Genomic DNA, 25,861 nt, shown 5'->3' with positions numbered 1-25,861 from the left:
CTAATGTTGATTTCCGTTACGCCAGCGTGCGTTCCTGTGGGCGAACCTTGAGCCTCCTCGTCGCTTACGCTGAGGGCACTGAAGAAGTGTTTTCTTATAAGCAAAAAAATACCATAAAATAATCCTAGTCTAGAGTTTTCAATGCGCTCCTGCGGGGTTTCAAGCTATTGGCTAATCCACAAAGATGCGCGACGGCACCACTCCCATCAACAAACGCTGGTTATAATGTCAACTCCTCCTTTTTATGAAGAGCCCTTTTTCTTGCATTAAATAGAAACAAAAAAGGCAGTACTCTATTTTCAAGAATACTCCCCTTCTTCTACTCATATTGAACTTTACCGTAAATACCACCCCCACCTACAGCAATTGCTAATTGACCGATTCTCGCTAAATCAATCATTTTCGCAATTTTATGTGGTACCACTTGTTCTAGTTGCTCCACTGTTACAGTATGCAAAATAGCCATCTCTGTATCAAAGTCTTGTAATAAACGGTCCATCATCTTCGGTCCTAATCCTGGAATAAAATCTAAAGGTACTTGATGAATATAAGGCGGTCGCACTCGCATATTCTCTATCGTCTCCGATAGTTCTTTAATGCGCAATGAAACACCTTTAATGATCTGCTTGCTACCACAAACCAAGCATTGGACTGCTCCATCCTCTACTCGTTCGCAGCATTTTGCACATACTGTTTGATGATACTTTCCAAGTAACGGATTTAAACCATAATTACATAAAATCATTCGCCCTTCTTGTTCATGAAGCGCTTTTTTTAATTCGTTAAAATTCGCAGCCCCTAATTGTAATTTTTGATATTCTCGTGCCATTTTTCCGAGTGAGTGTGCATCCGAATTTGTCACGAATGAGTAAGGCTGCAGTTCCCTAATACCACTCACCATCGTTGTGTCAGAGCTTAATCCAAGTTCAATTGCATCAATTAGATGAGGGTCAAATACTTCTGTTAAACTTTGTACGACACCTTTACCATACAAACTTTTAAATGGTGTAAAAACATGTGCAGGAATAAATAAACCCTCTAATTCTCGCACTTTTTGTTGCAATGATTGGCCGTCGCAATAAATTCGTTGCGAGCTCAGATGAATATTTTTCATATGTTCACACATCCAGTTTGAAAATTCTTTCATGTGAAGCAATGTTGAAAAATAAGCAAGTACATGAATTGGTCCATGACAGTTTGTATCGTATACTTCAATTTCTGAACCTAAAATAAGTGTGGTCTCTCGAAAACGCAAACCTCCTTCATCCAATTGATGAAGCTCTCCATCCATCATCATATGTTCTAGGTCCTCTATTACTTCTGGTGAATGACAGTCGATAATACCAATAATATCAAGACCTTTTCGAATACTTGCCGTTTCTAAAATATTTGATAGCGTAAGTGTCTTACTGCCAGTAATTTTCACAGCACGCCCGCTTGATGTACGACCAATATGAATATGTAAATCTGCATAATAGTGTTTCAGCATTTAAAACAGCTCCTTTAACTCTCCACCTTACTACTTCAACTATTATCTTTTTCCTTCAAAAATAAAACACCTTGCATTTCTGCAAGGCCGTTATACATCTTCATAAAGATCAGTTGTCCTAGTACTACTTTCATTATTTCGCTGTATTACTTGATGATCATAAGCAAGTAAAGTCACGCCAATTTTTTGTTCTAGGTCATTAATTTTTTCAATTTGCTCCTGATTTAACTGCGCAAATTTTGATTCTTCCATAATTATTACACATCCTCTCTGAAATAGAGTGTGTAATAATTATCGGTTTATTCACATTTTAGAAAATGAATAAAATATCCAGTAAGGCACGATTATATTTTATAAATAACCCTAAAAAATATCTTTAATATATCAATCTTCAATTTGTGTTAACTAAAAAAAATATTAAGTTGACACAAATATTGTTTTTTCCTAAAATAACCTTATCAACTAACGTTATAGGAGTGAATTTATGTCAACCGTCGCTGAACATTCGCATCACAAATTAAAAACAGTCGATATTGCTTATATTGGGTTATTTTCAACATTGATGATGATTGGTGCTAATATTACATCTTTTGCACCTTTCATGGTTGTAGGTGGAGTACCAATTACGTTACAAACTTTTTTTGCTATTTTAGCTGGACTTATTCTCGGTAGTCGCAAAGGTGCACTTGCTTGTACAATCTATATGCTCATCGGTTTAGCTGGTGCACCAGTTTTTGCTCGCTTTGGCGGTGGCTTCGGACATATTTTAAGTCCTACATTCGGTTTCATCGTGACCTTCATTTTAGCCGCATACGTTGCCGGCCTTATCGTAGAGCGCAGTGGTACCAAGAAAAGTTATGTTATTGCTGCACTTGTCGCAACAGCGATTAATTATTTATTGGGCACAAACTGGATGTACTTTGCTTACAAGTTATGGGCAAGTGCACCAGATGGATTTACGTACAAACTTGCATGGCTTTGGATGATGCCACCATTACCAAAAGATATCATTTTAGCTATATTTGCAGGATTTTTCGCTTATCGTATGCAAAAAATATTAAAAATTATTCCGATTAAATAAAATAACCTTCTGATATAAGCCCATTACTTTTCAAGAAATTAGCTAGCATATACCCTACCCACCAATGACCTCATGCATAATTTCTGCACATTTCTTTGTTAGATTAAAACAAAGAGTTGGGAGGAAAATGATATGAAGTTACAAAGTAAGTGGTATGTAGGTTTACTAACAATGGTGGCAGCTTTGGCATTATCAGCATGTTCAGAAGATCCATCTGAAACAAAAAAAGAAAATATTGAAAAACTAAATACAACACTGGACCACTCAGCGATGAATCATTCTAGTTCAGGTGATGTGCCTGTCGGATTGAAAAATGCAGAAAGTCCACTGTTCCCAGTAGGAAGTCCCGCTATCATTACGGATGGTCATATGGAGGGCATGAAAGGTGCAGAGGCAACAATCGTCGGTGCTTATGATACAACTGCATACATGATCTCTTATGATCCTACTACTGGTGTTGAACGCGTTGAGAAGCATAAATGGGTTATTCACGAAGAATTAATCAATCCAGGTGATACACCATTACCGCCTGGTACAGAGGTGAAAACTGATGCATCTCATATGGAAGGTATGGAAAATGCAAAAGTTGTTATTGATGAAGCAATACAAACGACCGTCTACATGATTGATTTTGAATCTACTACTGATGGTGAAGCGGTTAAAAATCATAAATGGGTCACAGAGAGTGAACTAGCAACTGCAAAATAATATAGAAGCTTTAGGTAAATCTTTTGGAGATATCCAATAATTCTCTTTAAGCAAAATAACTGGCTTTCTATACGGTAAAAATAGGTCCTCTTCGCAAGCCGATTTAATTTTATGAATGCCCCTTATTAGTTATATTACCCTTTCAGTAGTTTGAATTTTCAGTTTGTTATACAATATTTCTAAACACTTATTTTTTTAATAAAGGTAGGATTTATATATTGTAGATAAAGGGAGATGAGCAAATGGGAGATGTTCGTGAAAAATTATTAATTAAGACAGAACGGCTTGTTCTTAGATTATTTCAACCATCAGATGCAGCGACGGTTGCGACACTTTGCAATAACTATAATATTTATAAAAATACACTGTTCCTACCTTACCCGTATAGTTTAAATGACGCATTATCGTGGATAGAACACCATTACGAAAATTTTATCGAAGATCGTTCGTATGAGTTTGCAGTAACAGATAAGGAAACCGGCGAAGTTTTTGGAGCAATTGCATTATCGAACAATAAACATTCTAACCAAGGTGAAATAGCCTATTGGATTGGTGAGCCATATTGGGGAAATGGCTATGCAACTGAGGCAGCACAGTCAATCCTACAGTTTGCTTTTAAAGAAAAGAAACTGCACAAAGTGTTTGCACGATATTTTTCAACTAATCCTGCTTCAGGAAAAGTTATGGAGAAGATTGGTATGAAAAAAGAAGGGACTCTAAAAGAGCATACCATTAAAGACGGTAACTATAAGGATTTAGTATACTATGGAATTATTAATGAAAATGAATAATGATTCCCCTGCGAAATGAAGGATATTTAAATAAGGTGAGTTTACCAAATTAATATCGAAAGAACGTATATGGCTAATTGAAAATATACGTTCTTTTTTATTTTTATAATTCAATTTCTTTTGCACACTTTTTTCACAACATACTGTTCAACCGCGATCAATCAATTCGCTAATACTTCTTCTATGGAAATAGTCCGTTAAAGTTAATAATCGTTTGCTTTCTTTAACGCTACCGAGTACACCTTTCTTTATTTTATGGATTTTGCATTTGAATATTTATACCATTTATAGCCAATCCCCCATACAGTTTGCAAATAATCATCTACTGGAAATCCGACTTTACGTAATTTGTCTCGCAAATTACGCACATGTGAATCTACAGTTCGATCTTCGATTGAAACATCAAAATTCCATACCGCACTGATCAGATGTTCCCTAGAAAATACTTTATTTTGATATTCAAGGAATAGTACCATCATAGCAAACTCTTTTGGCGTTAATGGAATTTCTTCCTGCTGAAAATGTACCTCAAAAGATTCTTTCATCAATCGTAGCCCTTGAAAAGTAATGACAGATTCCCCTGTCTTAGTTCGCCTTAACACTGCATGTATTCGTGCAATCATTTCATCTTCATCGAATGGTTTTTGAATATAATCATCGGCACCAAGATTCAAGCCTTTCACAATATCTGCGCGCTCCCCTTTAGCCGTCAGCATAATTACTGGTACATCCCAATGTTTCTTTATTTCCTGACACGCTTGCCACCCATCCATTTCCGGCATCATAATATCCAGTAACACTAAATCTACATGATGTATCTCTAAATACGAAAATGCTTCTAGTACAGAGGACTGTGTGATGCAATGAAATCTTGGCTCTAAATAAAGAGAAAGTAAATCTAACATTCTCGGCTCATCATCGATTAGTAACAATGTTCTCATCATTTTCGACTCCTCTAAACGTTAATTCAAAAGTAGTTCCATTATTTTCTTCACTACGTACTGCTATTTCTCCGCCATGTGCATGGACAAGTTCTTTCACAATAGCAAGTCCTAACCCAGAACCCCCTAATGCTCGAGAACGTGATTTATCTACCCTATACAAACGGTCAAAAATATAAGGCAGGTCTTTCTTAGATATCCCTTTCCCTGTGTCTTCAATTGTGATTTGAATTGCCTTATTAATGCACCGGACAGACACTACAACTGAATCTCCAGCAGTACAATACTTTAATGCGTTATCAAGTAAATTGATAATAACTTGATCAAGCCTTAATGAATCCGCCATTAACGTAAAACGTTCTTCACATTGAATAGAGAGGTTTATTTGTTTCTCTTGAAAAGCAGGGCTTAGCTTTGCTTCGATGTTTGTAAAAAATTCTTTCATATCAAGTCGTTCTTTTTCTATAACAAATGAGTTTTCATCTAATTTAGCTAAGTCGAATAAGTCCTTAATTAAACGTGAAAGTCGATTTGTTTCCTCAATAATAATGCCTAAGTATTTCTTTTTATCCGCTTCTGTTAAATTACGCTTATACAGGATGTCTGTATAGCCTTTGATGAATGTTAATGGTGTTCTTAATTCATGCGCAATACTCGATAAAAATTCCTTTCTATCTTGTTTCACATGCTGCAAGTCATCTGCTAATAGCTGTATGGCTTTCGACAAATCACCAAGTTCGTCATTACTACTCGGAGCAAGGGTTACAGTGAAATCGCCTTTACTCATTTTCAGTGTGGCTACCTTCATTTGAATGAGTGGCTTAGCCAACTTCCTAGACAAAATGATAATGATGAACATTGTCACCAAGCACGAAATCATTCCAACCATAAAAAAGTGCCTATTCAAACGTTCCATTAACATGTGGATGGAATCTGTATTTTGCAACATTAGGACATACCCAATTGTTGTTTGCCCTTTATTAATTGGGCTAATCGTTGCAATAAACGCTTCTTCCTCCCAATTTCCTTCTAGCGTTCGCCCCATGTATGGAACTGGTGTGTTTAAACTTTTAATATAAGCATCTATATTGAGCTGCGATTGAGAACTTGCTAATACATCTCCTTCATTATTGATAATAACAACATCAGTACTCGCTTCTGATTCCATTAACACTACATGGGAAAGTGTTTCCTTATCAAAATTACGTTCTAAAATCGTTCTATGTGAATTTCCTCTTGCTTGTAAGCTTATAAGCTCTTCTTCAACCCTTGAATTAGCAAGTGAGGCATGTAAAAAGAACATCATAAACGTCTCGATGCTAAATAATGTAACAAAAAAGATAATACCAAGCTTCAATGAAAGTTTCCGCATCTAAATACCGCCATTTTATTGAGTTTTCTAAAATTATAACGTTAAAATATGAAGATTTCATGCAGAAGTAGAACGTTATCTTCATGTACATAAAAAAAGGATGATTTCTAAATCTTATAGAAATCATCCCACAATATTTTAAACGTAGTTGCGCATCCAGTTTAAGAAGTTTTCAATGACTTGGTCTAAGAATTTCTCTGTGCCTTCATCAATTAAATTACCAGCTGCATCAAATTTCGTGTGTACCGCGCCGACATAGACTTCATTTCCACCTAGTACAGGTGAGTTAATGCCTGGCGAGAATAAAATATCACGCAAATGTAGTTGTGCTTTGACAGTACCTAAGTTACCCATTGACGCACCCATAATAAATGATGGTTTGCCAATCATGACTTTATCTACACGAGATAACCAGTCAATCGCATTCACCATAACACCTGGTACGGTACCGTTATATTCTGGCGTTACCCAAAGTACCGCATTCGCTGCCTTTACTTTTGCTTTGAAATCTATTACAACCTGTGGTGCATCATTTTCGATATCTTGATCATACATCGGTAAATCACGTAAGCTTAATATTTCAAGTTCAAATTTCTCCGCAAAACGTTTTTGAATATATTTTGCTAATTGCATATTATAAGATTCTTTACGGATACTACCTACAATAGCTACTACTTTCATATATATTCCCTCCAGATATTCACCAATATTAAAAGTATTGGTTGTATGATTTATATTCTTAATAATAAGTAACAAATTCCTCGACTGGCTTGCGATAGCCACGTAAACGACGGCTACTTTCCTTTTCCTTACCAATCGTGATCATTAATGCAATTTCATGTGTGGCTGGCACGTTAAATAATGCACGCATTTTTTCTTGATCAAAACCAATCATCGGACATGTGTCCCAGCCACGATTTTTTGCAGCAAGCATAAACATCATACCTGAAAGTGATGCATTACGAATTGCATCCTCTTTCATAAATTCATCGCCACGCCCCACATAAAACTTCGCATTTTCATCTACAAGACCTTGAAGTTCGAAATCAGTAATGATCCCTAAATCTACCATACCCTGACTAATTCGTTCTGTTTGTTTATAGGCTTCTTTATCACCTAATACTAAAACAACAGCTGATGCTGCATGTACTTTATATTGACCATAAGCAGCCTCACGTACCCTCTCCTTCATATCCTCATCCATCACAACGATGTATTCAGTATGTTGTAAATTAAATGCAGAAGGCGTTAACTTCACATCTTCTAAAATTGGACGAATATCATCTACAGTCATTTTGACATCTTTGATGAAATTACTTGCAGAGCGACGCTTATCAATTAATTTCGTAAATTCCACTTATATTACCCCCAACTTTAAATGTTTACTCATATTCTTTTTCGAACGAAATCGCACTTCTTACAGTATCAATTGGACGTACTAATTGCTCAATTTTGTCACGTTTCGCTTCAAGGAATGGTGGTAATGATAATTTTTCACCTAAAGTCTCATATGGCTCGTCACCCATGAAGCCAGGACCGTCAGTTGCCCACTCAAATAAAATTTGTGGCGCTACTCGTGCATATAATGATTCAAAGAAATGACGGTCTACATAACCCGATGTATGGAAGCCAAAGCCTTCCAAACGCTCTGTCCATTCATCTAATACAACACGATCTGCTACACGGAATGCGACATGGTGGACTGTACCGAAGCCTTGACGAGCAGCAGGTAAGTCTGCTTTATGTTCTACCACGATTTGTGCACCGTTCCCACCTTCCGCTACTTCGAATAAGTGGAAATCACCTTCTTCTGTGATTTCAGTAAACAACATTACTTTTTCAAGAACTGTTTTAAAGTATTTTAAATCTGCTATTCGAATAAATACTGGGCCTAGCCCTGTAATTGCATATTCAAGCGGAATAGGACCATCCTGCCAAGGTGTACCTGATGCAACACCTACATTTTTTTCATCTGAAATAAGTTGATATTGCTGGTCATCAAAATCCACAAATGAAAGTGTCTTTTTGCCGAATTGTTCTTTGATGCCTGTATGTTTAACTTCTAAACGATCAAAACGTTTTACCCAATAAGTTAAAGCTTCATCAGTTGGGACACGGAATGATGTTTTTGAAATTTCATTTGTACCGTGTACACCTTTCGGGATGTTCGGGAAATCAAAGAATGTCATATCTGTACCAGCGCTACCTTTGTCATCTGCGAAGAATAGGTGATAGGTTTGAATATCATCTTGATTTACTGTCTTTTTCACTAAACGCATCCCTAATACATACGTGAAAAATTTATAGTTTTCTTCCGCGCTACTAGTAATTGCTGTTACATGGTGAATACCTTTTAAATGATTCATGATTTATTTCCTCCTAATTATCTCGATTTCGAGATATATGTGTAAAATTTTTTATTTTTTAGTGGCGTTGATGCCAACTTTTTTTAGTGCTTCCATCATTGTTTCCACTTCATGTTCTGTTAAAACCTCAAAAATCTCGTTAATTTTTTGTTCATGTGCTGGGAAAATTCTATTCATTAACAGTTGCCCTTCTGAAGTCAATACTGCGTAAGTAACACGGCGATCATTTGGGCACGAACGGCGACAGACAAATCCTTTTTCCTCTAACTTATCAACTACATATGTGATGCTACTACTAGCGATTAAAATCTTTTTCCCAAGTACTTGAATTGGCTGTTCGCCTCTATGATAAAGATACTCCAAAACGCTAAACTCAGTTTGATTTAAACCATACTGCATTAAATCATTTTTCGTTGCATCTTGTATCGCTTGATTCGCGCGGAATATGACCGTAAAAGCTTTTAAATTACGATTATTTTCCTTCATACAATTACCTCTCCTCAATTTACCTCGAATATATATATCTTTAATTCGAGATAATAATAACACGTAAAAAATAGTCTTTCAAGACTTTTGCTTCATAAAAAAATATAAAAGGATATCCAAGCCCCCTCGCTTGGATATCCACGGTGCTATTCTTCCATCTTCACCCACATAGCAGACCATTGTTCAATTTCCTTGAGGACTGGTGCAAGTGCATGTCCTTTTTTAGTCAGCTCATATTCAATTACCACAGGTGTTGTAGGGAAAACTGTACGTCTTACAATTTGCTCAACCTCTAATTCCTTTAAACGTTCTGCTAACACACGGCTACTAATATTTAACTCATTTTTAATGGTTGAAAATCGTTGTGGTCCAACTAATAACTGATAAATAAGCAACGTGTTCCAGCTATGATTCAGGAGTTTCAGTGCCTTTTCAAATCGTGGACAAATTTTTTTTTTCTCCAATTTGCCTGCCTCCATTATGTTCTTTTCCTATATTTTAGTATAGCATTTTTTCGTAAATAGCCTACAAAACTAAAAATTAGTTACTTGACAAAAGTTGTTTTTAAAAATAAACTAAGTTACGAAAAGTAATCAATAAAACATAAGGAGTTTTTACAACTATGCAAAACATCGGTTCAACAATTTTACGTGTCGTGCTTGGCTTAATATTTGCGGCACACGGTTTACAAAAGTTTCAAGGTGGGATTAGCAACATAGCAGGTTATTTTGATAGCATTGGCATTCCAGGATTCATGGCCTATCTTGTTGCGATAATTGAATTAATCGGCGGGATTGCAATTATTTTAGGATTTGCTACAAGACTTGTTGGTGCATTATTAACTATCGTGATGGTCGTTGCAATTTTCACAGCGAAACTTAGCGTGGGCTTTATCGGCGCAGACGGCTTAGCTGGTTATGAATTTGATTTAGCTTTAGGCGCAATCGCATTATACTTCGCACTTTCGGGGGCATCAGACTATTCATTAGATGCAAAGCTTTTCAATAAAAAATAATAGATTTGCAGATTTCCATTTTTTGTGGTAACTAGTGTATTTATAATTGAAAACCTGAAGTATCCATCCGCCTTACGATAGAGCTTCGGGTTTCATTTATGTATATGCATTTCGTGACATATTTTCACACAAAGAAAAGCTTCCCCTACAAGTTTTACACCTGCAAAAGAAGCCTTGTTATAGTTATTTAATTCGCTCGAACTTCTTTTTCGTTCCATCTGTAAATTTCACTTCAACCTCTATGGATTGATAGTCATCTGCAATATTGAAAACAGAAATGACTTGGTCGATTACTTCATCATTCGGAGTAGTCGAATCAAATGTCAATTGTTTAAATAATGGCTCTAGCTTCGTAAACGCCTCATCACCATGTAGTTTTTCATTCTTTCGATTATCTTCTAACTCTGCCTCCATGCCGTTTCTTTCATTATCATAATCCACATCGTAAGATTCAGTTTCAGAATAATCCACGTCTAATGAAAAGTTTGTAAAGTTAAATAATGCGGATTCATTTGTATGTTTATTTGCTTCCTCTTTAGTATTTGTCTCCACAGGTGCTTTTTCTGGCACATCCTTAACCTCATCCTTATTACAACCATAAAGTGCTCCAGCTACTATAGGTACTGCTAATAGAACTTTTAATTTTTTCATTAGTTACACTCCTTTCGTTAGTACTTATTATTCCCGAATTTTTTATGAACTAATCGGTAACTTTAAAAAGAGCATTCATACATTATTGGACATCCTGCTGAACCTTTTCTACCATTTCAACTACCAATGGCACATTTGTACTTCGCTGTAGTGAATTACAATCCTGCATTATATGTGCCCAGCTTTCCTCAATCTTTTCTTCATAAGAGCCACCTTTATCTACATGTAAAAATGGGCGCAAGTATTCTTCAATAGAACAAGATAAAGTTTCGATAAATTCATCCGCTTTATGGACTTTTCCAATAGCGTCCTCATTACGTTCTCCCCACAATACATGCTCTAAATTCGTCGAAAAATAAAATAATTGATACGGCACAGGATTCTTTTTCAAAGTAAAGGATTGGCTCGTTGCAAGTATTTTTATATTTTGCGCCTTCAGCGTATTTCTCGCCTCAATCGCTTCTTTCTTCTTCGTCGTTCCAACAAGAATTTCAGTCTCGTCATAAAAGATCGAACCCTTTACATCCGGACTTACTTTCACATGTTCATGTGGGATAAAGCAGCCATCCGCATCCGTTATATGCACAATTGCTAGTAAATCCTTTGGTAAAAATTTATTTTTTTCTAAATAACGACTAATGACTTGTCCAACAGCATTTTTGACATTCGTAGTCCTTTTTGTGCCTTCCCATTTCGTTAAAATATCACCGCGTTGTACGTCAAATCGGACCTCCGTCTCTGCAAAGAACGTATCTAAGTAATCATTCAAAACGATTTGCTCTGTCTCGCCCTCAACAACAACAAGAATTACCTTTTTAGTCATTGTTAACACCCGCTTTTCTAAAAGCACGCTTAATATGGAATGTCTTCGTTTCTTTATAAATTTCTTCTGCTTGACCACCTAGCTGAATAGCACGTAAATAAACATCACGCGTATTATTTACTTCTTTAATGCCCTTTAACTGAACATATCGATTGTGTTCATTAGCTGTTGTAAACCAAAGATTTTTAACCGGCAGTACCTCTAATACACGTAAATTATGCGAGGTGAAGATGAGCTGTCCCTTGCCAGCTTCATCAATAACTGTTAATAATTCACCTAACAAATACTCAAACACACCCGAATCTAACTCATCTATCACAACACAGGCATTGGCATTATTGTAAACTGCAATCAATGCACTCAGTACCGAAATAATCTTCAAGATTCCTTCAGATTCCGTGCGTAATGGTAGTTCATATTCGCCCCGCTTCGATAAAAACTCGAAGCGAACACCTAGTTCTCCGTTATCTAAAATTTGTTCTGTAATAAAATGGATTTTAATCGTCAACTCTGGAATAATTGTTGAAAGTACTTTATTCGTTTGATCAATTACTTTGCACAACACTTCAAAACGATCTTTCTGAAGTAAAGAAGTACCCTCTAAATCATATGGAATAAACCCTCTCGATTTATCCAAATGTACACTAAACGGCATGATATATTTCATCATCAACAGGCCAATACTTTGGTTGGTGATGACATGTAAATCTCTGTTAAAATCTATTGCAATATTATTTAACAGATGCCATTCTGTCTCATTAAGCATTTCTTGTAATACAGGCTTAAGATCCTTATGGAAAGCGAATGAAACATGCTCTTTTTGTGCCATTGCTCGCACAACCATCACCTTCACACGCAATTTCTCATTCATTTCTTTCAGTGAAGTCGTCCGGATTTGCACAACATCTTCATCTTTATAGATAAGCGTTTTCGAGCGTTTCCCTTTCTCATTTTCTCGGTAGCTTAACTTTTCAATTGTTGTATAAATGCGCTCATCGTCCTCTTGGAAAGCTACAAAATAATTCACATAAAACTCCCCAAATTCATTTTGTACAAGAAAATCAAAATCTAAGCTAGCGGTTTCTTCCTTAGCCGTAATCAAACGTTTTTTTTGTAATTGTAGCTTTTCATGACTAATCCAACCAGAAATCAATGTTTTCAGTAAATTAAATGCATCCACCATTGTTGTTTTCCCTGATCCATTTTGTCCATATAAACCAACAACATTCGATTTTAAAAACGAATCAAAATCTGCCGATAATGTTATCTCACCGTTTCGTACATTTTTTAAATTATGCACAGTTACTTTTTTAATTTTAACAACATCCATAACTCGACATCCTTTAGCGATTTTCTTATATTATAATAAAAAATTCATAAATTATAACATTTCGATTATTAAAATTCATAAACATTACATATTAATTCAATTTACCCAAATTGGAATGATTTATTCTTAACTCTTTTAATTTATAGCTTTTCATAAAAAGAGAGGTGTCTCAGAAAAAATTCTGAAACACCTCTTCTATTAATTTTTCATACTAGTAATAACGGTTGCCATCTTTTTCGTAAATCTTATGCCCTAAACGAATTGTTGATACCGCTAACTCAGCATATGTCACTTTACCAGTAGCATTAAATTTATTGTCTTGCGCCTCTAATAGACCCATCGCATTTGCAAGAGCTACAGAGCCCGCATATGCAGGTTGAATTGTACTTACATCCGCAAAATCTAACTTATAAATACCGCTGTATTGTGCAGCTGATTCCAAGTCTAATGCACGAATATACCATTCTGCAAGTTCTTGACGTGTTAATGGATCTTCAACTTTAAAGTTGTCTGTTGACTCTAAAACGCCCATACCTACAGCCTGCTCAACCGTACTGTACAGTGGATGTTTCGAATCAATAGCTGAGAAGGTTTGCTTCCCATCATCTTCTACCGTATAGCGACTGTAATAACCATATGTCATTGACTTCATGATGATTTTCAATGCTTCACCCTTTGTAATCGCTTTGTCGGCATTAAAGGTCGCTGGATCCTTTACTTCTAAAACTTTTTGGTGCAGTAAATAATTTAGCTCATCAGCTGCAGTTGGATGTGTAATAAGCGGTGTATTCGCATCTTCCTTAATGCTATTCAGCCATTCACCAGTCTTTGCATCCAGCTGATTCAATGCGACACCATCATAGGTTGCCCCATATACTAAATCATAATGTTCCTTGTCTTTATTATCCTGTTTTACATATTGTAACTTCGGCTTTAATGCTTCACTAAACCGCTCCTTCGCTACCTCTGGCGTAATACCCTTACTCACAGATGGCCAATCTTGGATATTCTGACGGTAAATATTTAACATGCGTAAAGAGCCATCCTCACCAATAGCAACATTAATGTCATCACCTGATACCGTAATACCATTTACAACACGTGGGAATGTGAAGGTATGATATTTACTATACTCATCAAACGAATAGCTATCCTTTGATTTTGCATAATCATGAATATAAGATGGAGCCCATTCCTTTAAATACTCAATTGCTTTGGATAAAGCAACCTCACTTGTAATCCCTGACGCTGACTCATTTTTATCTGGAGACTCATTATCGTATTCATAGAATTGTATAACTTCACCTGTCGCCTTATTAATTTCCATGCTTGAGCCAGAACTCCTATTGCCGTAATCATACGTATAATATACGGAATAAATCGTTTCGCCCGCATCATTTTCTCTTTCTTCAATCATTTCGACCGTTAACTTAGCCTTGTCCGAATCAAATTTCAAGAAAGATTTTACTAACGTTTCGGCTTCCTCAACTGTTAAATCCTTCTTTTTTGGTGCAAGCGGCTGTGCTACAAGCCTTTCCAGAGTTTGTGTTCTTGGTGCCTGCGTTGTGAAGCCGTTTACTGTTTGCCACTGACCTGTTAGTGCATGAACACCATAAATATTAGAGATTGGCACGTAAACAAGCTTTACTTTACGCTCGTCCGTCTCATAATCGTAATTAATAGCGTATTGCAATTCTACTGCCAAGTGATCACGTATTTGCTTCGCTATATCTGCCTCGCTTTTCTTTTGCTCTAAACTATCAAATGTTGCCTTATTGGTTGCGGGTAATTCACGATACATACCTGTAACAACACCGTTACCTAACACACTAATACCGACACTTTGACTGCTGATTGGCACACCATTCTGTGTTGGCATATAAGAAAATGAATAGCTAATTGGTTCTGATAACGGACGACTTATATAGTATTCATATCCTAAAGCATCATCTTGTAATTGATAGTTCGTTGCACCTGAGAATTTCTTCAAATAGGTTTGAGCAATTTTTTGCGCTTCTTCCTTTGAATATTTTGCTGGGAAAAGTGCACCTGTCTTATCCGAAGGTTGATAGTGGAAAGACTCTAGCTCTAAATTTTCACCTTTGAAAGTGAAATAGCCGTAAATATTTTTACCGTCAACAATTTTATCAAATCTTAGTTCATGGCGAATTGTCTCGTCATTTAAGAAATAATGCGTTCCGCCTACCTGAAAATCATTATCTGTTAAAAAGTTAAACTCCTCTGGGAACAGTGTACGCAGTTTCTTAATAAGTTCACTTTTCGCTACCTTCGTCTCCGTAGATGCCACTTGAATTTCAATTTTCCCTACTGGCTCATTGGTAGAAACTGAGGCCTGTGCAACTGGGGCAAGCATCCCAATCGAAAATGCCGTAGACGTTAATGCAATACCTAACTTTTTGAACTTAACCAAAATATCCCTCCTAAATTAAAATTAACCATTATTGTAATGTAAATATCCAAATTAGAGAATAGTTATAAATATTTAACTTATACCCTTTGCTTTAACGTTCCTTTCTTCCATCTACAAAATCAGAATCACTAGTATAATGAATTGCACTATAGTGAGGTCAAAACATACAAAAAAGAGGTGCCTCAGAAAAAATTCTAAAACACCTCTTCAATTATGTGTGATTACCAGTAATAGCGATTACCGCTATTTTCGTTAACTTTGTGTGCTAAACGAATTGCTGAAACAGCTAAATCTGCATACGTGACATTTCCAGTTGCATTAATTTTATTGTCTTTTGCATCTAGTAGCCCCAACCCATTCGCTAGAGCTACATACCCCGCATAAGTGGGTTGAATCGAACTAGCATCTGCAAAATTCAACTTGTAAATATCACTATTCTGCACAGCTTTTTCAAGATTCAATGCACGAATAGACCACTCTGCGAACTCCTGACGAGTTAACAGACCTTCATCATTAAAGTTATCTGATGGCTCTATTACACCCATACGTACAGCCTGTTCAACTATAGCGTATAGCGGGTGCTTCGAATCGATATTCGAGAATGATTGCTGTGCTTCCGCATCTCCCATATATCTACCTGAGTATACATATGTCAGTGATTTCATCATAATTTTCAACGCTTCGCCTTTCGATACCGCTTTATCGGCGTTAAAATTAGCTGGATCCTTTACCTCTAAAACTTTTTGAGTCAGAAGATAGTTAAGCTCATCTGCTGCTGTTGGGTGAGCAATTTTTGGCGTATCCGAATCTGGCTTGCTACTATTTATAAATTCACCAGTCTTTACGTCTATTTGATTATCTAATACACCGTCATACGTTGGCGCATACACTAAATTATAGTGTTGCTTGTCTTTGTCTTCACTATCTTGTTTCACATATTGTAGCTTTGGTTTTAATGCTTCACTAAACGATGTCTTCGCTACATCTGGTGCAATGACCTTATTTGTAGATGGCCAGTTTTGAATGTCTTGATGATTAATATTTAATCCTTGAAGTGATCCATCTGTACCGATATCTATATTAATTTCATCACCTGTAACAGCAATGCCATTCACGACACGCGGGAATGTGAAATTATGAGATTTATTGTACTCATTAAATGAATAACTGTCAGCTGATTTTGCATAATGGTGTAAATAAGATGGAGCCCATTCTTTTAAGTAATCCATAGCCTTTGATAGAGCTACCTCTTGTGTAATTCCTGATGCTGTCTCTTCAGTTTCTATTAGATCATTACTATAATTATAGAATTGTGTAATTTCACCTGTATTCTTATTAAGTTCTATTGTTATGCCTGAGCCACTACTACCAACCCAGTACATATAATGTAAAGAATAAACCGTTTCACCGGCTTCATTTTCTCTTTCATTGGCACTATCAAAAGTAAGTTTCCCTTTGTCTAAATCAACCTTTATTAAGGATTTTCCTAACGCTTCTGCCTCCTCAGCTGTGATACCTTTCCTTTTTGGTGCAAGTGGCTGAGCTGATAGCTTTTCAAGCGCTTGTGCCTTTGGCGCTTGTGTTGTAAAGCCATTTACCGTTTGCCACTGGCCTGTTAAGGCATGTACACCATAAAAACTTGGAATCGGCACGTACACAAGCTTTACTTCACGCTCGTCCGTTGCAAAATCATAACCAATGTTATAACGCAACTCAACTGATAAATTATCACGCATTTGCTTCAGTATATCCGTTTCACTTTTCTTTTGTTCTTGGCTATCAAACGTTGCCTTATTCGCTATAGACGAGCTACTATACACATTTTCAATGACACCATTACCTAGCACGCTAATCGAAATGCCGTGATCACTAATCGGCACACCATTTTTTACTGGCAGATAAGTAAATGAATAGCTAATTGGTCTTGATAAAGGACCACTCATATAATAGTCATACCCATTGCTATCCTCTTGTAATTGATAGTTCGCAGAATTCGGCAATTTCTTCAAAAAGTTATTAGCAATTTTTTGTGCTTCTTCCTCTGAATATTTTGCCGGGAATAGTGCGTCGGTACTGTTTGCAGGCTGATAGTAGAAAGATTCTAACTCTAATGTATCTCCTTTAAAACTAATACTTCCATAAATATTTTTACCATCAACAACTTTATCAAAGCTCAACCCATGGCGAATCGTCTCGTCATCTCGATAAAAATGATTCCTTTCTAACTGAAAATCCTTATCTGTTAAAAAATTAAACTCAGTCGGAAACAATGTACGGAATTTTTTAATCAATTCATTTTTGGACACTTTTGTATCAGTTGCTGCCACTTGAATTTCAATTTTCTCTGATGCCTCATTTACAGGCACTGAAGCCTGTGCAACCGGTGAAAGCACCCCAATCGAAAATGCTGTAGATGTTAATACAATACCTAACTTTTTAAACTTAACCAAAATATCCCTCCTAAAATACTATTTACCATTATTGTATAGTAAACTCCTAAATTAGTGAATAGTTATTAATATTTAACTTCTTTTTCTTCACTTCGAAGATTCTCTTTCTCTATCTACAAAAGAATAAGGGGAAGTCATTATCATGACCCCCCACTCTTTATTTTTTCACTACATTGAAATTTGAACCGACTAACAGCCAGTTTTGTGGGAATGGTAATCCGAGCTTCCAGTAACCTACACCTCGTAGTTTATATTGTTTTACAAGATTGAATTTAGCTTGGATAGACCTTGCATCTTCAAACCAAACAATATGTGCTCTCCCCTGCTCATCATAATATTCAAAGAACGGTGCTTGGGCTCTCACATCGTACTGAATGGATGCATTATATTTTTTTGCTATTTCAATCGCTCTTTGTGGACTTAGTGCCACTGCATATGGCCCACCTTGTACGAATGGAAGCGTCCAATCATAGCCATATAAATTCTGCCCTAATAAAATTTTATTGGAAGGTATTTCGGTCAATGCATATTTTACGACCGCTTCGACTTCCCTAATTGGTGAAACCGCCATAGGGGGCCCTCCAGAATAACCCCATTCATAGGTCATTAACAAAACAAAATCTACTATTTCTCCGTGTGCCTTGTAATCATGTGACTCATACCATGGTCCTGGCTGATCTGCTCTCGTTTTAGGGGCTAGTGCTGTCGATACTGTAAAACCAGCTGCATGGAGTTTTTCAACAGCTCTTCTTAAAAAATTGTTATAAGGTACCCGTTGATCGCTTCCTAGATTCTCAAAATCAAAATGAATATCTTTGAAGCTACCTATACGCTTAGCTTCCTTAATGATGTTGTCTAACAGTAAATTTTGTACTGCTGTACTTTGAAAAATATCACTTGCCAACTCTTCGCTAAATTGAGAATTTTCTTGGTTTGTAACCACCATCGCGAGTGCTGCCCCGAACTCGCCTGCTACTTCAGGAACACCTTGAGATGGCGGTACTTGTAGAGAACCATCTCGTCTCGCCTGATAACTAAATAATGCAAGATATGTTAAGTACGGACCCGCTTCCCTTGCCTGATCTAACAACATATCACTGACCATTGTCCCTCTTGGCTCTAAGTACGCTAATATTTCTGCCTTCGTCTTTTGCATCGGTGGAATATAGAGGCGTAAGCCAACCCTCAAAGGTTGATTAGCATTAATGCCATTTACTTGTGCAAGTGTTAAATAATTTATGCCAAAGCGTTGTCCTATTGACCATAAGCTATCCCCTTGCTGTACAAAATAAAAATTCCCCACGATTGGGATCACCAACGCTTGCCCAATGACCAAACGATTTGGTTCTGGTATCTGATTGGCGTCTACAATAATTTGGACAGTTGTACCATACATATGTGCAATTCCCCATAAGGACTCCCCAGCCCGTACAACGTGTATTTGAATGTGACTGCCTCCTCTTGAAATGATCATTAACAGCACCCTTTAATTTTATGAATGCATTGAAAGAAACATGTCTCTACAAATAAATAATCCGCATAATTAAGTAAGCTCTTCATAACAATGAATAATCTTCACTTTACTTTCACAACAATAAATTACATTTTTTTGACAATAATATGTATAGACAAAGGAAAATGACTCGACTTAAATACCACTTTTTTTGTCAAGTAGTGGAAATTAATATCATAAATAGTTAGTTTTTGGGTTGTGAATCATATATTAAGGAAGTATAGTTATTTAGTGTCAGGAAATGAATGGAATAGTTTGCAAATAAAAATCCGCGAGTCAAAAAAACTCTTTTATAGTAATAAAAGAGTGTTGTTGTAATTATTTACATCATTCTGACTTAGCTTCAATATTTTGTACTATTTTATCTACATTCGCTAATCACATCATAGTTGTCCATTCTTCACTTGATTCATGTTTTGTATGCATTTATAGGAGGAAGAGAAAAGGGATGGAAAAAAGTAAGAAGCAGAATATGTCCGTCAGTAAAAAACTGACCGTTATCATGGTCAGCATTTTACTGTTGTTTGGCCTCGTAACTATGGGGTTTTCTTATTATATTTTAAAGAATAGTAATTTAAAAGATATGAACCAATCTCTCTATGACAAAGGTATAATTTTATCTCGAACAATCGATTTAGAGACATTGAATTCTATATTACAACAACCTAGTGCCGATAATCAGAAAGTACTACGTTTGACAAAAGAAATGGATACCATCAATGACGAATCAGAAATTATTACCAATCTATTTTTGATTACCATGAATAACGAAAAAATCAATGCTCCTGTTCTTTCATCTAGTGTTTTAGAATTAGGCGCAGAATACAATCAAGACATGCATGAGATGGGTATCTCCGCTGACTTCCTTGCAAGAATTGAAGAAGTATTTGAAAAGAAACAGGCAACTGCTACGGATATTTATAGTGATGAGTTCGGTAGCTATAAAACAGGTTTAACTCCCATACTTGATGAAGATGGATCAATCATAGCTGCTTACGCTATAGACTATGATGTATCGATGGTAACCGCTAAAGCAATGTCAGAAGCTTCATGGATATTATTGATTACAGCTCTTTTCTTAATCGGCTCTTCGATCGTTGTTTATTCGCTATTAAAAAAGAAGCTAACTCCTATTCAACATCTTTCCAAACAATCTAAAAAAGTAGCGGAAGGTAATTTAGAACTCGAACCTTTACTTATTCAGTCCAACGATGAAATTGGCCTACTTACAAAAAATTTCAATTTAATGATTGAGGCTCTAAGAACCGTCATTAAAAGTGCTACAGATGTCTCTACACATGTTTCAAATTCAGCGTATACACTATCAACAAACATGCAAGGGGCCACAGATTCGTACAATAGCGTTGCTGCATCTATGCAAGAAGTTGCTGGCAGTGCTGATTTACAAGTTCAGAAAACACGAGAAAGTTCTGTAACTATCGAGGAAATGAGCATCGGTATCCAGCGTATTGCGATGACCTCAAACCAAATTGCAGAATCTTCTTTACTCGCATCTGAAGAAGCAGAGAAAGGAAATGATTCTACTAACAGATCTGTAATGCAAATGAATGCAATTAGTAAAGCAGTAAATCAATCAGCATCCTCTGTAAAAATGCTAGGCTCACATTCTGATAAGATTGAAGAAATCGTCGGCATTATCACGGGCATTGCTTCGCAAACTAATTTACTGGCATTAAATGCGGCCATTGAAGCAGCCCGTGCAGGCGAAGCAGGAAATGGTTTTGCTGTCGTTGCTGATGAAGTACGTAAACTGGCTGAACAATCAGAGGCATCGGCAAGGGAAATTTCTACCCTTATATCTCATATTCAGGATGATACAAATGAATCCGTGAAAGTGATGGTGCGTGCGGTAGAAGAAGTAGATAATGGATTATTAATTATTAGTGATTCAGAAAAGTCCTTTAGTAAAATTTTAACTTCGATACATCAGGTTTCTGGTCAAATACAAGAACTATCGGCAACTATTGAAGAAATGGCTGCTGGAATGGAAGAAGTAACAACATCCGTCCAAGAAACTGAAGAATTCTCCAAAAACTCTAGGGATAATACAAGGGCAGTAGCACAATCTTCAGTTGCACAGTTAGAAGCTATACATAAGGTTTCTGACGAGGCTCAAGTATTAACCAATCTTTCAAATGAATTATCAAATGTTATTAATGCATTTGTAGGAAAGTCATAACGAAAAAGTGTTCAATGGAAAGTACTTTCCATTGAACACTTTTAAAAAATAGGAGTTGGAATAAGTGAAATTAATTAAAGATTTCGATTTATCAACGTATGCCGCGAAAAAACAAAGTACCAAACAACAGCTACTGCCTGCAAATCGTACGGAATTGTTAACAGATGAAGAAAAGTCATTATATCAAGCATTAAATCAAACGAGCGCCTTTTATCCAAAAGACCAAACAATCCCTAAAGCATTTTATGAAGCAGCTACATTGTTTTCAAAAAGGATCGCATTATCTTTTGATGGAGGAACGCTAACATATCAACAGTTAAACGAACAATCAAATCAAATTGCACATATGCTGATAGCACATGGTCTACGAAAGGGTGATTACGTAGCCATCGTCATGAACCGTAGCAAGGACACCGTAATTAGTCTGCTCGGCGTTTTAAAGGCCGGAGCCGTTTATGTCCCTATTGATCCAAGTTACCCAACTGAGCGCTGCCAATATTTATTGAATGATACAGGTGCTCCATTCATATTAACAAAAGACGAACATAAGCAATTAATTACAGATTTATTACATAACGATTCTTTTTCCCGTAAAGTATTTACACTAGACAAAATTGAAAAAAACTATTCAAAAGAAAATATTGATATCCCTATCCAACCTGACAATTTAGCCTATATTATTTATACATCTGGCTCCACAGGTAAACCTAAAGGAGTAATGCTTAGACATAATTCAGTAATAAACCTAATTACTGATAATCAAAGAATCTATAATTCCACTGAACAAGATGTCTTTTCTCAGTTTATCTCCTACAGCTTTGATCCATCCGTTACAGAAACATTCACCGCACTATTCTCCGGTGCTAGATTACATATGTTAACAAGTATAGAACGGGTATCTATTGAGGCATTTGCTGATATGATCAAACGTGAAAAAATTACAGTTGCTACTGTACCCAATGCTTTCTTTACTCAGCTAGCCACTCACCTACCTGCAAACCAACAAGGTGCTTTTGCAACTCTTAAATACCTTTCAGTAGGGGGTGAAGCACTGATGCCTGCTGTCTTGCAAAAGTGGCAAGATAAATTCGGGATAAATACGGAAGTTGTTAATGTATATGGGCCTACAGAATGTACTGTTATGTCTTCTTATTTTAAAGTGCAAGGAGAAGTAAAAGACAGCTACTCAAGTATCCCTATTGGAAAACCAGTCGCTAATTATGAAATGTATGTTGTAGACAAGGACGATCAACTTTGCCCAATCAATGTACCTGGTGAATTATGTATCGCTGGAACAGGATTAGCTGATGGTTACTTACATCAACCTGAAAAAACTGTTGAAGTATTTGTACCACATTTATTTTCTGATACACCAGGAAAATTAATGTATCGTACAGGAGATTTAGTGCGCTTATTACCAAGTGGTGTAATTGAATTTGTTGGTCGTAAGGATTCACAAATAAAAGTAAGAGGCTTTCGAATTGAACTTGGAGAAATTGAAGCCATTTTAGGTACACATTCGAAAATCCAAGAGGCAGTAATTCTCGCAAAAAAAATGTCAGATGGCAATAATAGCTTGTTTGCTTTCTATACAGTCATTCATGGAAGTAATATAGAACAAACTGATATCAGAGAGTATTTGGCAAGTAATTTACCAGAATATATGTTACCTGAGCGCTTGATAGAGGTACCTAAAATGCCATTGTCCCCTACTGGGAAAATCGATCGAAAACAATTAGCTAAGATTGATATAGCAACACCGCTAACGAGTCATTACGACGCACCAGAAAACGAAATACAGCAAATGTTAGCACAAGCATGGGAGCATACACTTGGCGTTACGCGAGTTGGAATCCATGATAATTTCTTTCATATTGGCGGCCACTCACTGAAAATTCTAGAAATACTTGTTCAAGTTAAAAAACATGTACCATTTTTGAAAATCCAGGATTTTTTCCAGCATCAAACAATCGCAGAACAAGAACACTACATCTCAAACTTCCAAGCTGGGTCTGACGATATAGTTGAAAAATCGGATGACTTTGTTATTAAAGAGCTGATGGAACCTAGCACTCTTCCGGTCAAACAAACTGTAAATCCTTTACCTATGAATACTGTTCTGTTAACTGGCGCGACAGGCTATTTAGGAAGTCATGTTTTATATGACCTTTTAGTTAAAACAAATGTACATATATTTTGTCTAATTAGACAAAATACACAGGCACCGCTTATCGAAAAACTAATAGAAAGTATGCAATATTATTTTGGGGATGCTTTCGTTCACCACATAGAAAATCGTGTAACAGTTATACAAGGAGATTTAGGGAAGCCCGCACTTAATTTATCAGCTGAAGACGAACGGACTCTGTCTGAAAAAATAGATGCCATTATACATTGTGGTGCTGATGTTCGACATTTCGGAGAGGCTACCCATTTCAATGATGTCAACGTTGAAGGTACAAAGTACCTACTTGAAATTGCGAAACGTAAAGCAGGAGTTCACTTCCACCATGTTTCAACCATCGGAATTCCAGAAGAGCTTGCTGCAAGTCAATGGGAGTATTATAAGGAACATAACGATTTTGACTATAATGTTTCGCTTGAAAATGTATATAACCAAAGTAAATTAGACGCTGAAAATCTAGTAAGAAGTGCAGTGAATGACCAAGTACCAGTCTCTATCTACAGAGTAGGCAATTTAACTTGTCATTCTGAAACAGGTAAATTCCAACGTAATATGGATGAAAATGCTTTTTATCGTATGATTAAATCTATGCTTTATTTAGGAAAAACACCAAAAGCAATTTGGCATATAGATTTTACACCAATAAATTATGCTAGTCAGGCACTTGTTGCAATAGCTCATCAGCCAAAAGCGAGCGGACACATTTTCCACTTGTGCAATCCTGTTCCTCTAGCATATCTCGATTTCATTGAAGTTCTGAAAGTTCTTGGCTATGAATTGGAAATTACGACATCTACTGAATATGAAGATTGGCTACTGAATGGAGATCATCCAAACGAATTACATGAATATTTATCATTAGCAATTGCCCAACTAGAAGGTGAAGGAGCAAGTGATTCACCATTTATCTTTAATAGTGACAAAACACAAGATTTCCTAGCCACGACAGATGTTGTATGTACAGCGCCAGATTCATCCTTTATACGCTCAATGATTAAGTACGGAATACAAACGGGGTATTTCCCTGAACCAAAGCTTGTCGGAACTAGATGATGGAAGAAATAGACTCCAGAAAAAATGGCATACATCTATTTGCTCTAAATATTGGTCCACGATTATTAAAATGGGAGTCGGATGCTTTCTTGCTAAAACTTCCCTTCGAAGACCAATATATTATTTCAAGGTATAAGCATTGGTCAGACCGACAAAGAGCATTGTTAGCAAAGGTACTAATTAGATGGGTGATTCGAAAGTTAACTTTTGTAAACCACATACAAATTGACCGGAATGAAACTGGTCGTCCCTACCTTGTTAATGATGAGCATTGGAGTGGTGATTTTAATCTTTCTCATTCAGGTGATTGGATTATCGCTGCACTCACCAACAAAGGTTATGTGGGAGTTGACGTAGAAAAAATTCATTACGTAGACGAAGATGTTATGGCCTATGCCTTATCTGTAGCAGAGTTACAGTTAGTTAACCTAAAACCTAAACAAGATCGATTAGTTTTATTTTATGAACTATGGACAATGAAAGAAGCTATTTATAAAACCGGACTATTCCCAAACACAACACCAAAGTCGCTTGATACAATCCAATTGTTGAGTAATTGTAAAGATATTTATACACAGCGATTCTACATCGATCATAATCATCCTGTTTCACTTTGTTACAATGTAGAGCATCCGGTCGTTCAACTCACAACGTTGAACAGGAATCAGCTAATTGAATAACCACGATAAAAGGAAGCCGCTTCACAGCTCATTTGAACTGTGAAGCGGCTTCTTTTTATCGATTAATTAACTGTAATAATAAGTAATTACAACAGCCGATAGGTTATGAATAACTGTTATAGAACAGTTTTTTGCAAAATAAAAACATTTCTCATTTATCAGTTTACATGCACAAAAATTTCAAAATGATTAGTAATATCAAAAAAATATCATTTTATTCATTTACATTTTTAAAACCTGTTAATATACTGGGTTTGAAATCTTGAACAGTATGTATTTCATGATTTCAATCCAAT

At 36.3% G+C, this 25,861-nt stretch carries 22 protein-coding genes; 7 read left to right on the top strand and 15 right to left on the bottom strand.

Features of this window, described 5'->3' with window-relative positions:
- Window positions 1–319: 319 nt before the first annotated feature.
- Both ACIQZG_RS15345 and ACIQZG_RS15340 read right to left on the bottom strand, forming a co-directional pair.
- Complete coding sequence (locus tag ACIQZG_RS15345) at window positions 320–1,486, bottom strand: endonuclease Q family protein (RefSeq protein ID WP_402756392.1); 1,167 nt, start codon at window positions 1,484–1,486, stop codon at window positions 320–322.
- Between the two features lie 93 nt (window positions 1,487–1,579).
- On the bottom strand, window positions 1,580–1,741 hold the full coding sequence (locus tag ACIQZG_RS15340; RefSeq protein ID WP_402756360.1) for a hypothetical protein: 162 nt from the start codon (window positions 1,739–1,741) through the stop codon (window positions 1,580–1,582).
- 232 nt (window positions 1,742–1,973) lie between these two features.
- Here ACIQZG_RS15340 and ACIQZG_RS15335 point away from each other — a divergent pair, with 232 nt between their 5' ends.
- The 3 genes from ACIQZG_RS15335 (at window position 1,974) to ACIQZG_RS15325 (ending at window position 4,069) form a co-directional block, all read left to right on the top strand.
- Complete coding sequence (locus ACIQZG_RS15335; protein ID WP_402756359.1) at window positions 1,974–2,570, top strand: biotin transporter BioY; 597 nt, start codon at window positions 1,974–1,976, stop codon at window positions 2,568–2,570.
- Between the two features lie 132 nt (window positions 2,571–2,702).
- Window positions 2,703–3,278 carry a YdhK family protein gene (locus ACIQZG_RS15330; protein ID WP_402756358.1) on the top strand — a complete coding sequence of 192 codons (576 nt, stop codon included), beginning with the start codon at window positions 2,703–2,705 and terminating at the stop codon, window positions 3,276–3,278.
- Window positions 3,279–3,520: 242 nt separating this feature from the next.
- Window positions 3,521–4,069, top strand: a complete 549-nt coding sequence (locus tag ACIQZG_RS15325) for a GNAT family N-acetyltransferase (protein ID WP_402756357.1) — start codon at window positions 3,521–3,523, stop codon at window positions 4,067–4,069.
- A 248-nt stretch (window positions 4,070–4,317) separates the two neighbouring features.
- Here the strand turns inward: ACIQZG_RS15325 and ACIQZG_RS15320 are convergent, their stop codons facing one another.
- The 7 genes from ACIQZG_RS15320 to ACIQZG_RS15290 all read right to left on the bottom strand — a co-directional run bounded on the left by ACIQZG_RS15320 (window position 4,318) and on the right by ACIQZG_RS15290 (window position 9,698).
- Window positions 4,318–5,010, bottom strand: a complete 693-nt coding sequence (locus tag ACIQZG_RS15320) for a response regulator transcription factor (protein WP_402756356.1) — start codon at window positions 5,008–5,010, stop codon at window positions 4,318–4,320.
- Window positions 4,985–6,382: a HAMP domain-containing sensor histidine kinase gene (locus tag ACIQZG_RS15315; protein WP_402756355.1), complete on the bottom strand. Its 1,398-nt coding sequence runs from the start codon at window positions 6,380–6,382 to the stop codon at window positions 4,985–4,987. The genes ACIQZG_RS15320 and ACIQZG_RS15315 overlap by 26 nt, the downstream gene beginning before the upstream one ends.
- Window positions 6,383–6,520: 138 nt before the next feature.
- Complete coding sequence (locus ACIQZG_RS15310; RefSeq protein ID WP_402756354.1) at window positions 6,521–7,063, bottom strand: NADPH-dependent FMN reductase; 543 nt, start codon at window positions 7,061–7,063, stop codon at window positions 6,521–6,523.
- Window positions 7,064–7,121: 58 nt separating this feature from the next.
- Complete coding sequence (locus ACIQZG_RS15305; RefSeq protein ID WP_402756353.1) at window positions 7,122–7,739, bottom strand: nitroreductase family protein; 618 nt, start codon at window positions 7,737–7,739, stop codon at window positions 7,122–7,124.
- A 25-nt stretch (window positions 7,740–7,764) separates the two neighbouring features.
- A complete protein-coding gene (locus ACIQZG_RS15300; protein WP_402756352.1) occupies window positions 7,765–8,748 on the bottom strand; it encodes a ring-cleaving dioxygenase in 984 nt (327 codons plus the stop codon).
- Between the two features lie 51 nt (window positions 8,749–8,799).
- A complete protein-coding gene (locus tag ACIQZG_RS15295; protein ID WP_402756351.1) occupies window positions 8,800–9,234 on the bottom strand; it encodes a MarR family winged helix-turn-helix transcriptional regulator in 435 nt (144 codons plus the stop codon).
- A gap of 146 nt (window positions 9,235–9,380) precedes the next feature.
- Window positions 9,381–9,698, bottom strand: coding sequence for a winged helix-turn-helix transcriptional regulator (locus ACIQZG_RS15290; protein WP_402756350.1), 318 nt, complete (start codon window positions 9,696–9,698; stop codon window positions 9,381–9,383).
- Window positions 9,699–9,856: 158 nt separating this feature from the next.
- Here ACIQZG_RS15290 and ACIQZG_RS15285 point away from each other — a divergent pair, with 158 nt between their 5' ends.
- Entirely contained in the window at window positions 9,857–10,249 is a 393-nt protein-coding gene (locus ACIQZG_RS15285; protein ID WP_402756349.1) for a DoxX family protein, read from the top strand.
- A 183-nt stretch (window positions 10,250–10,432) separates the two neighbouring features.
- Here the strand turns inward: ACIQZG_RS15285 and ACIQZG_RS15280 are convergent, their stop codons facing one another.
- The 6 genes from ACIQZG_RS15280 to ACIQZG_RS15255 form a co-directional block, all read right to left on the bottom strand.
- The gene (locus ACIQZG_RS15280) at window positions 10,433–10,900 is read right to left on the bottom strand and encodes a YusW family protein (RefSeq protein WP_402756348.1); all 468 of its coding nucleotides are present in this window, start codon (window positions 10,898–10,900) and stop codon (window positions 10,433–10,435) included.
- Between the two features lie 82 nt (window positions 10,901–10,982).
- Window positions 10,983–11,723, bottom strand: a complete 741-nt coding sequence (locus tag ACIQZG_RS15275; RefSeq protein ID WP_402756347.1) for a hypothetical protein — start codon at window positions 11,721–11,723, stop codon at window positions 10,983–10,985.
- Window positions 11,716–13,053, bottom strand: a complete 1,338-nt coding sequence (locus ACIQZG_RS15270; RefSeq protein ID WP_402756346.1) for an AAA family ATPase — start codon at window positions 13,051–13,053, stop codon at window positions 11,716–11,718. The genes ACIQZG_RS15275 and ACIQZG_RS15270 overlap by 8 nt, the downstream gene beginning before the upstream one ends.
- Before the next feature lie 211 nt (window positions 13,054–13,264).
- The gene (locus ACIQZG_RS15265) at window positions 13,265–15,484 is read right to left on the bottom strand and encodes a YcdB/YcdC domain-containing protein (protein ID WP_402756345.1); all 2,220 of its coding nucleotides are present in this window, start codon (window positions 15,482–15,484) and stop codon (window positions 13,265–13,267) included.
- Between the two features lie 221 nt (window positions 15,485–15,705).
- Window positions 15,706–17,934 carry a YcdB/YcdC domain-containing protein gene (locus ACIQZG_RS15260; protein WP_402756344.1) on the bottom strand — a complete coding sequence of 743 codons (2,229 nt, stop codon included), beginning with the start codon at window positions 17,932–17,934 and terminating at the stop codon, window positions 15,706–15,708.
- Window positions 17,935–18,091: 157 nt separating this feature from the next.
- Window positions 18,092–19,264 (bottom strand): glycosyl hydrolase family 18 protein, encoded by a 1,173-nt coding sequence (locus ACIQZG_RS15255; protein WP_483869790.1) that lies wholly within the window; start codon window positions 19,262–19,264, stop codon window positions 18,092–18,094.
- A gap of 631 nt (window positions 19,265–19,895) precedes the next feature.
- Between ACIQZG_RS15255 and ACIQZG_RS15250 the strand changes: the two genes are divergently transcribed.
- The 3 genes from ACIQZG_RS15250 (at window position 19,896) to ACIQZG_RS15240 (ending at window position 25,565) form a co-directional block, all read left to right on the top strand.
- A complete protein-coding gene (locus ACIQZG_RS15250) occupies window positions 19,896–21,647 on the top strand; it encodes a methyl-accepting chemotaxis protein (protein ID WP_402756342.1) in 1,752 nt (583 codons plus the stop codon).
- 64 nt (window positions 21,648–21,711) lie between these two features.
- Entirely contained in the window at window positions 21,712–24,885 is a 3,174-nt protein-coding gene (locus tag ACIQZG_RS15245; protein ID WP_402756341.1) for an amino acid adenylation domain-containing protein, read from the top strand.
- The gene (locus ACIQZG_RS15240) at window positions 24,882–25,565 is read left to right on the top strand and encodes a 4'-phosphopantetheinyl transferase family protein (RefSeq protein WP_402756340.1); all 684 of its coding nucleotides are present in this window, start codon (window positions 24,882–24,884) and stop codon (window positions 25,563–25,565) included. Before ACIQZG_RS15245 ends, ACIQZG_RS15240 begins: the two co-directional genes overlap by 4 nt.
- Window positions 25,566–25,861: the final 296 nt, after the last annotated feature.

It is taken from the genome of Lysinibacillus sp. NPDC096418, from assembly GCF_044762775.1.
In the GTDB taxonomy this organism is placed as follows: domain Bacteria; phylum Bacillota; class Bacilli; order Bacillales_A; family Planococcaceae; genus Lysinibacillus.
This window is presented reverse-complemented; position numbering and strand designations above follow the sequence as displayed.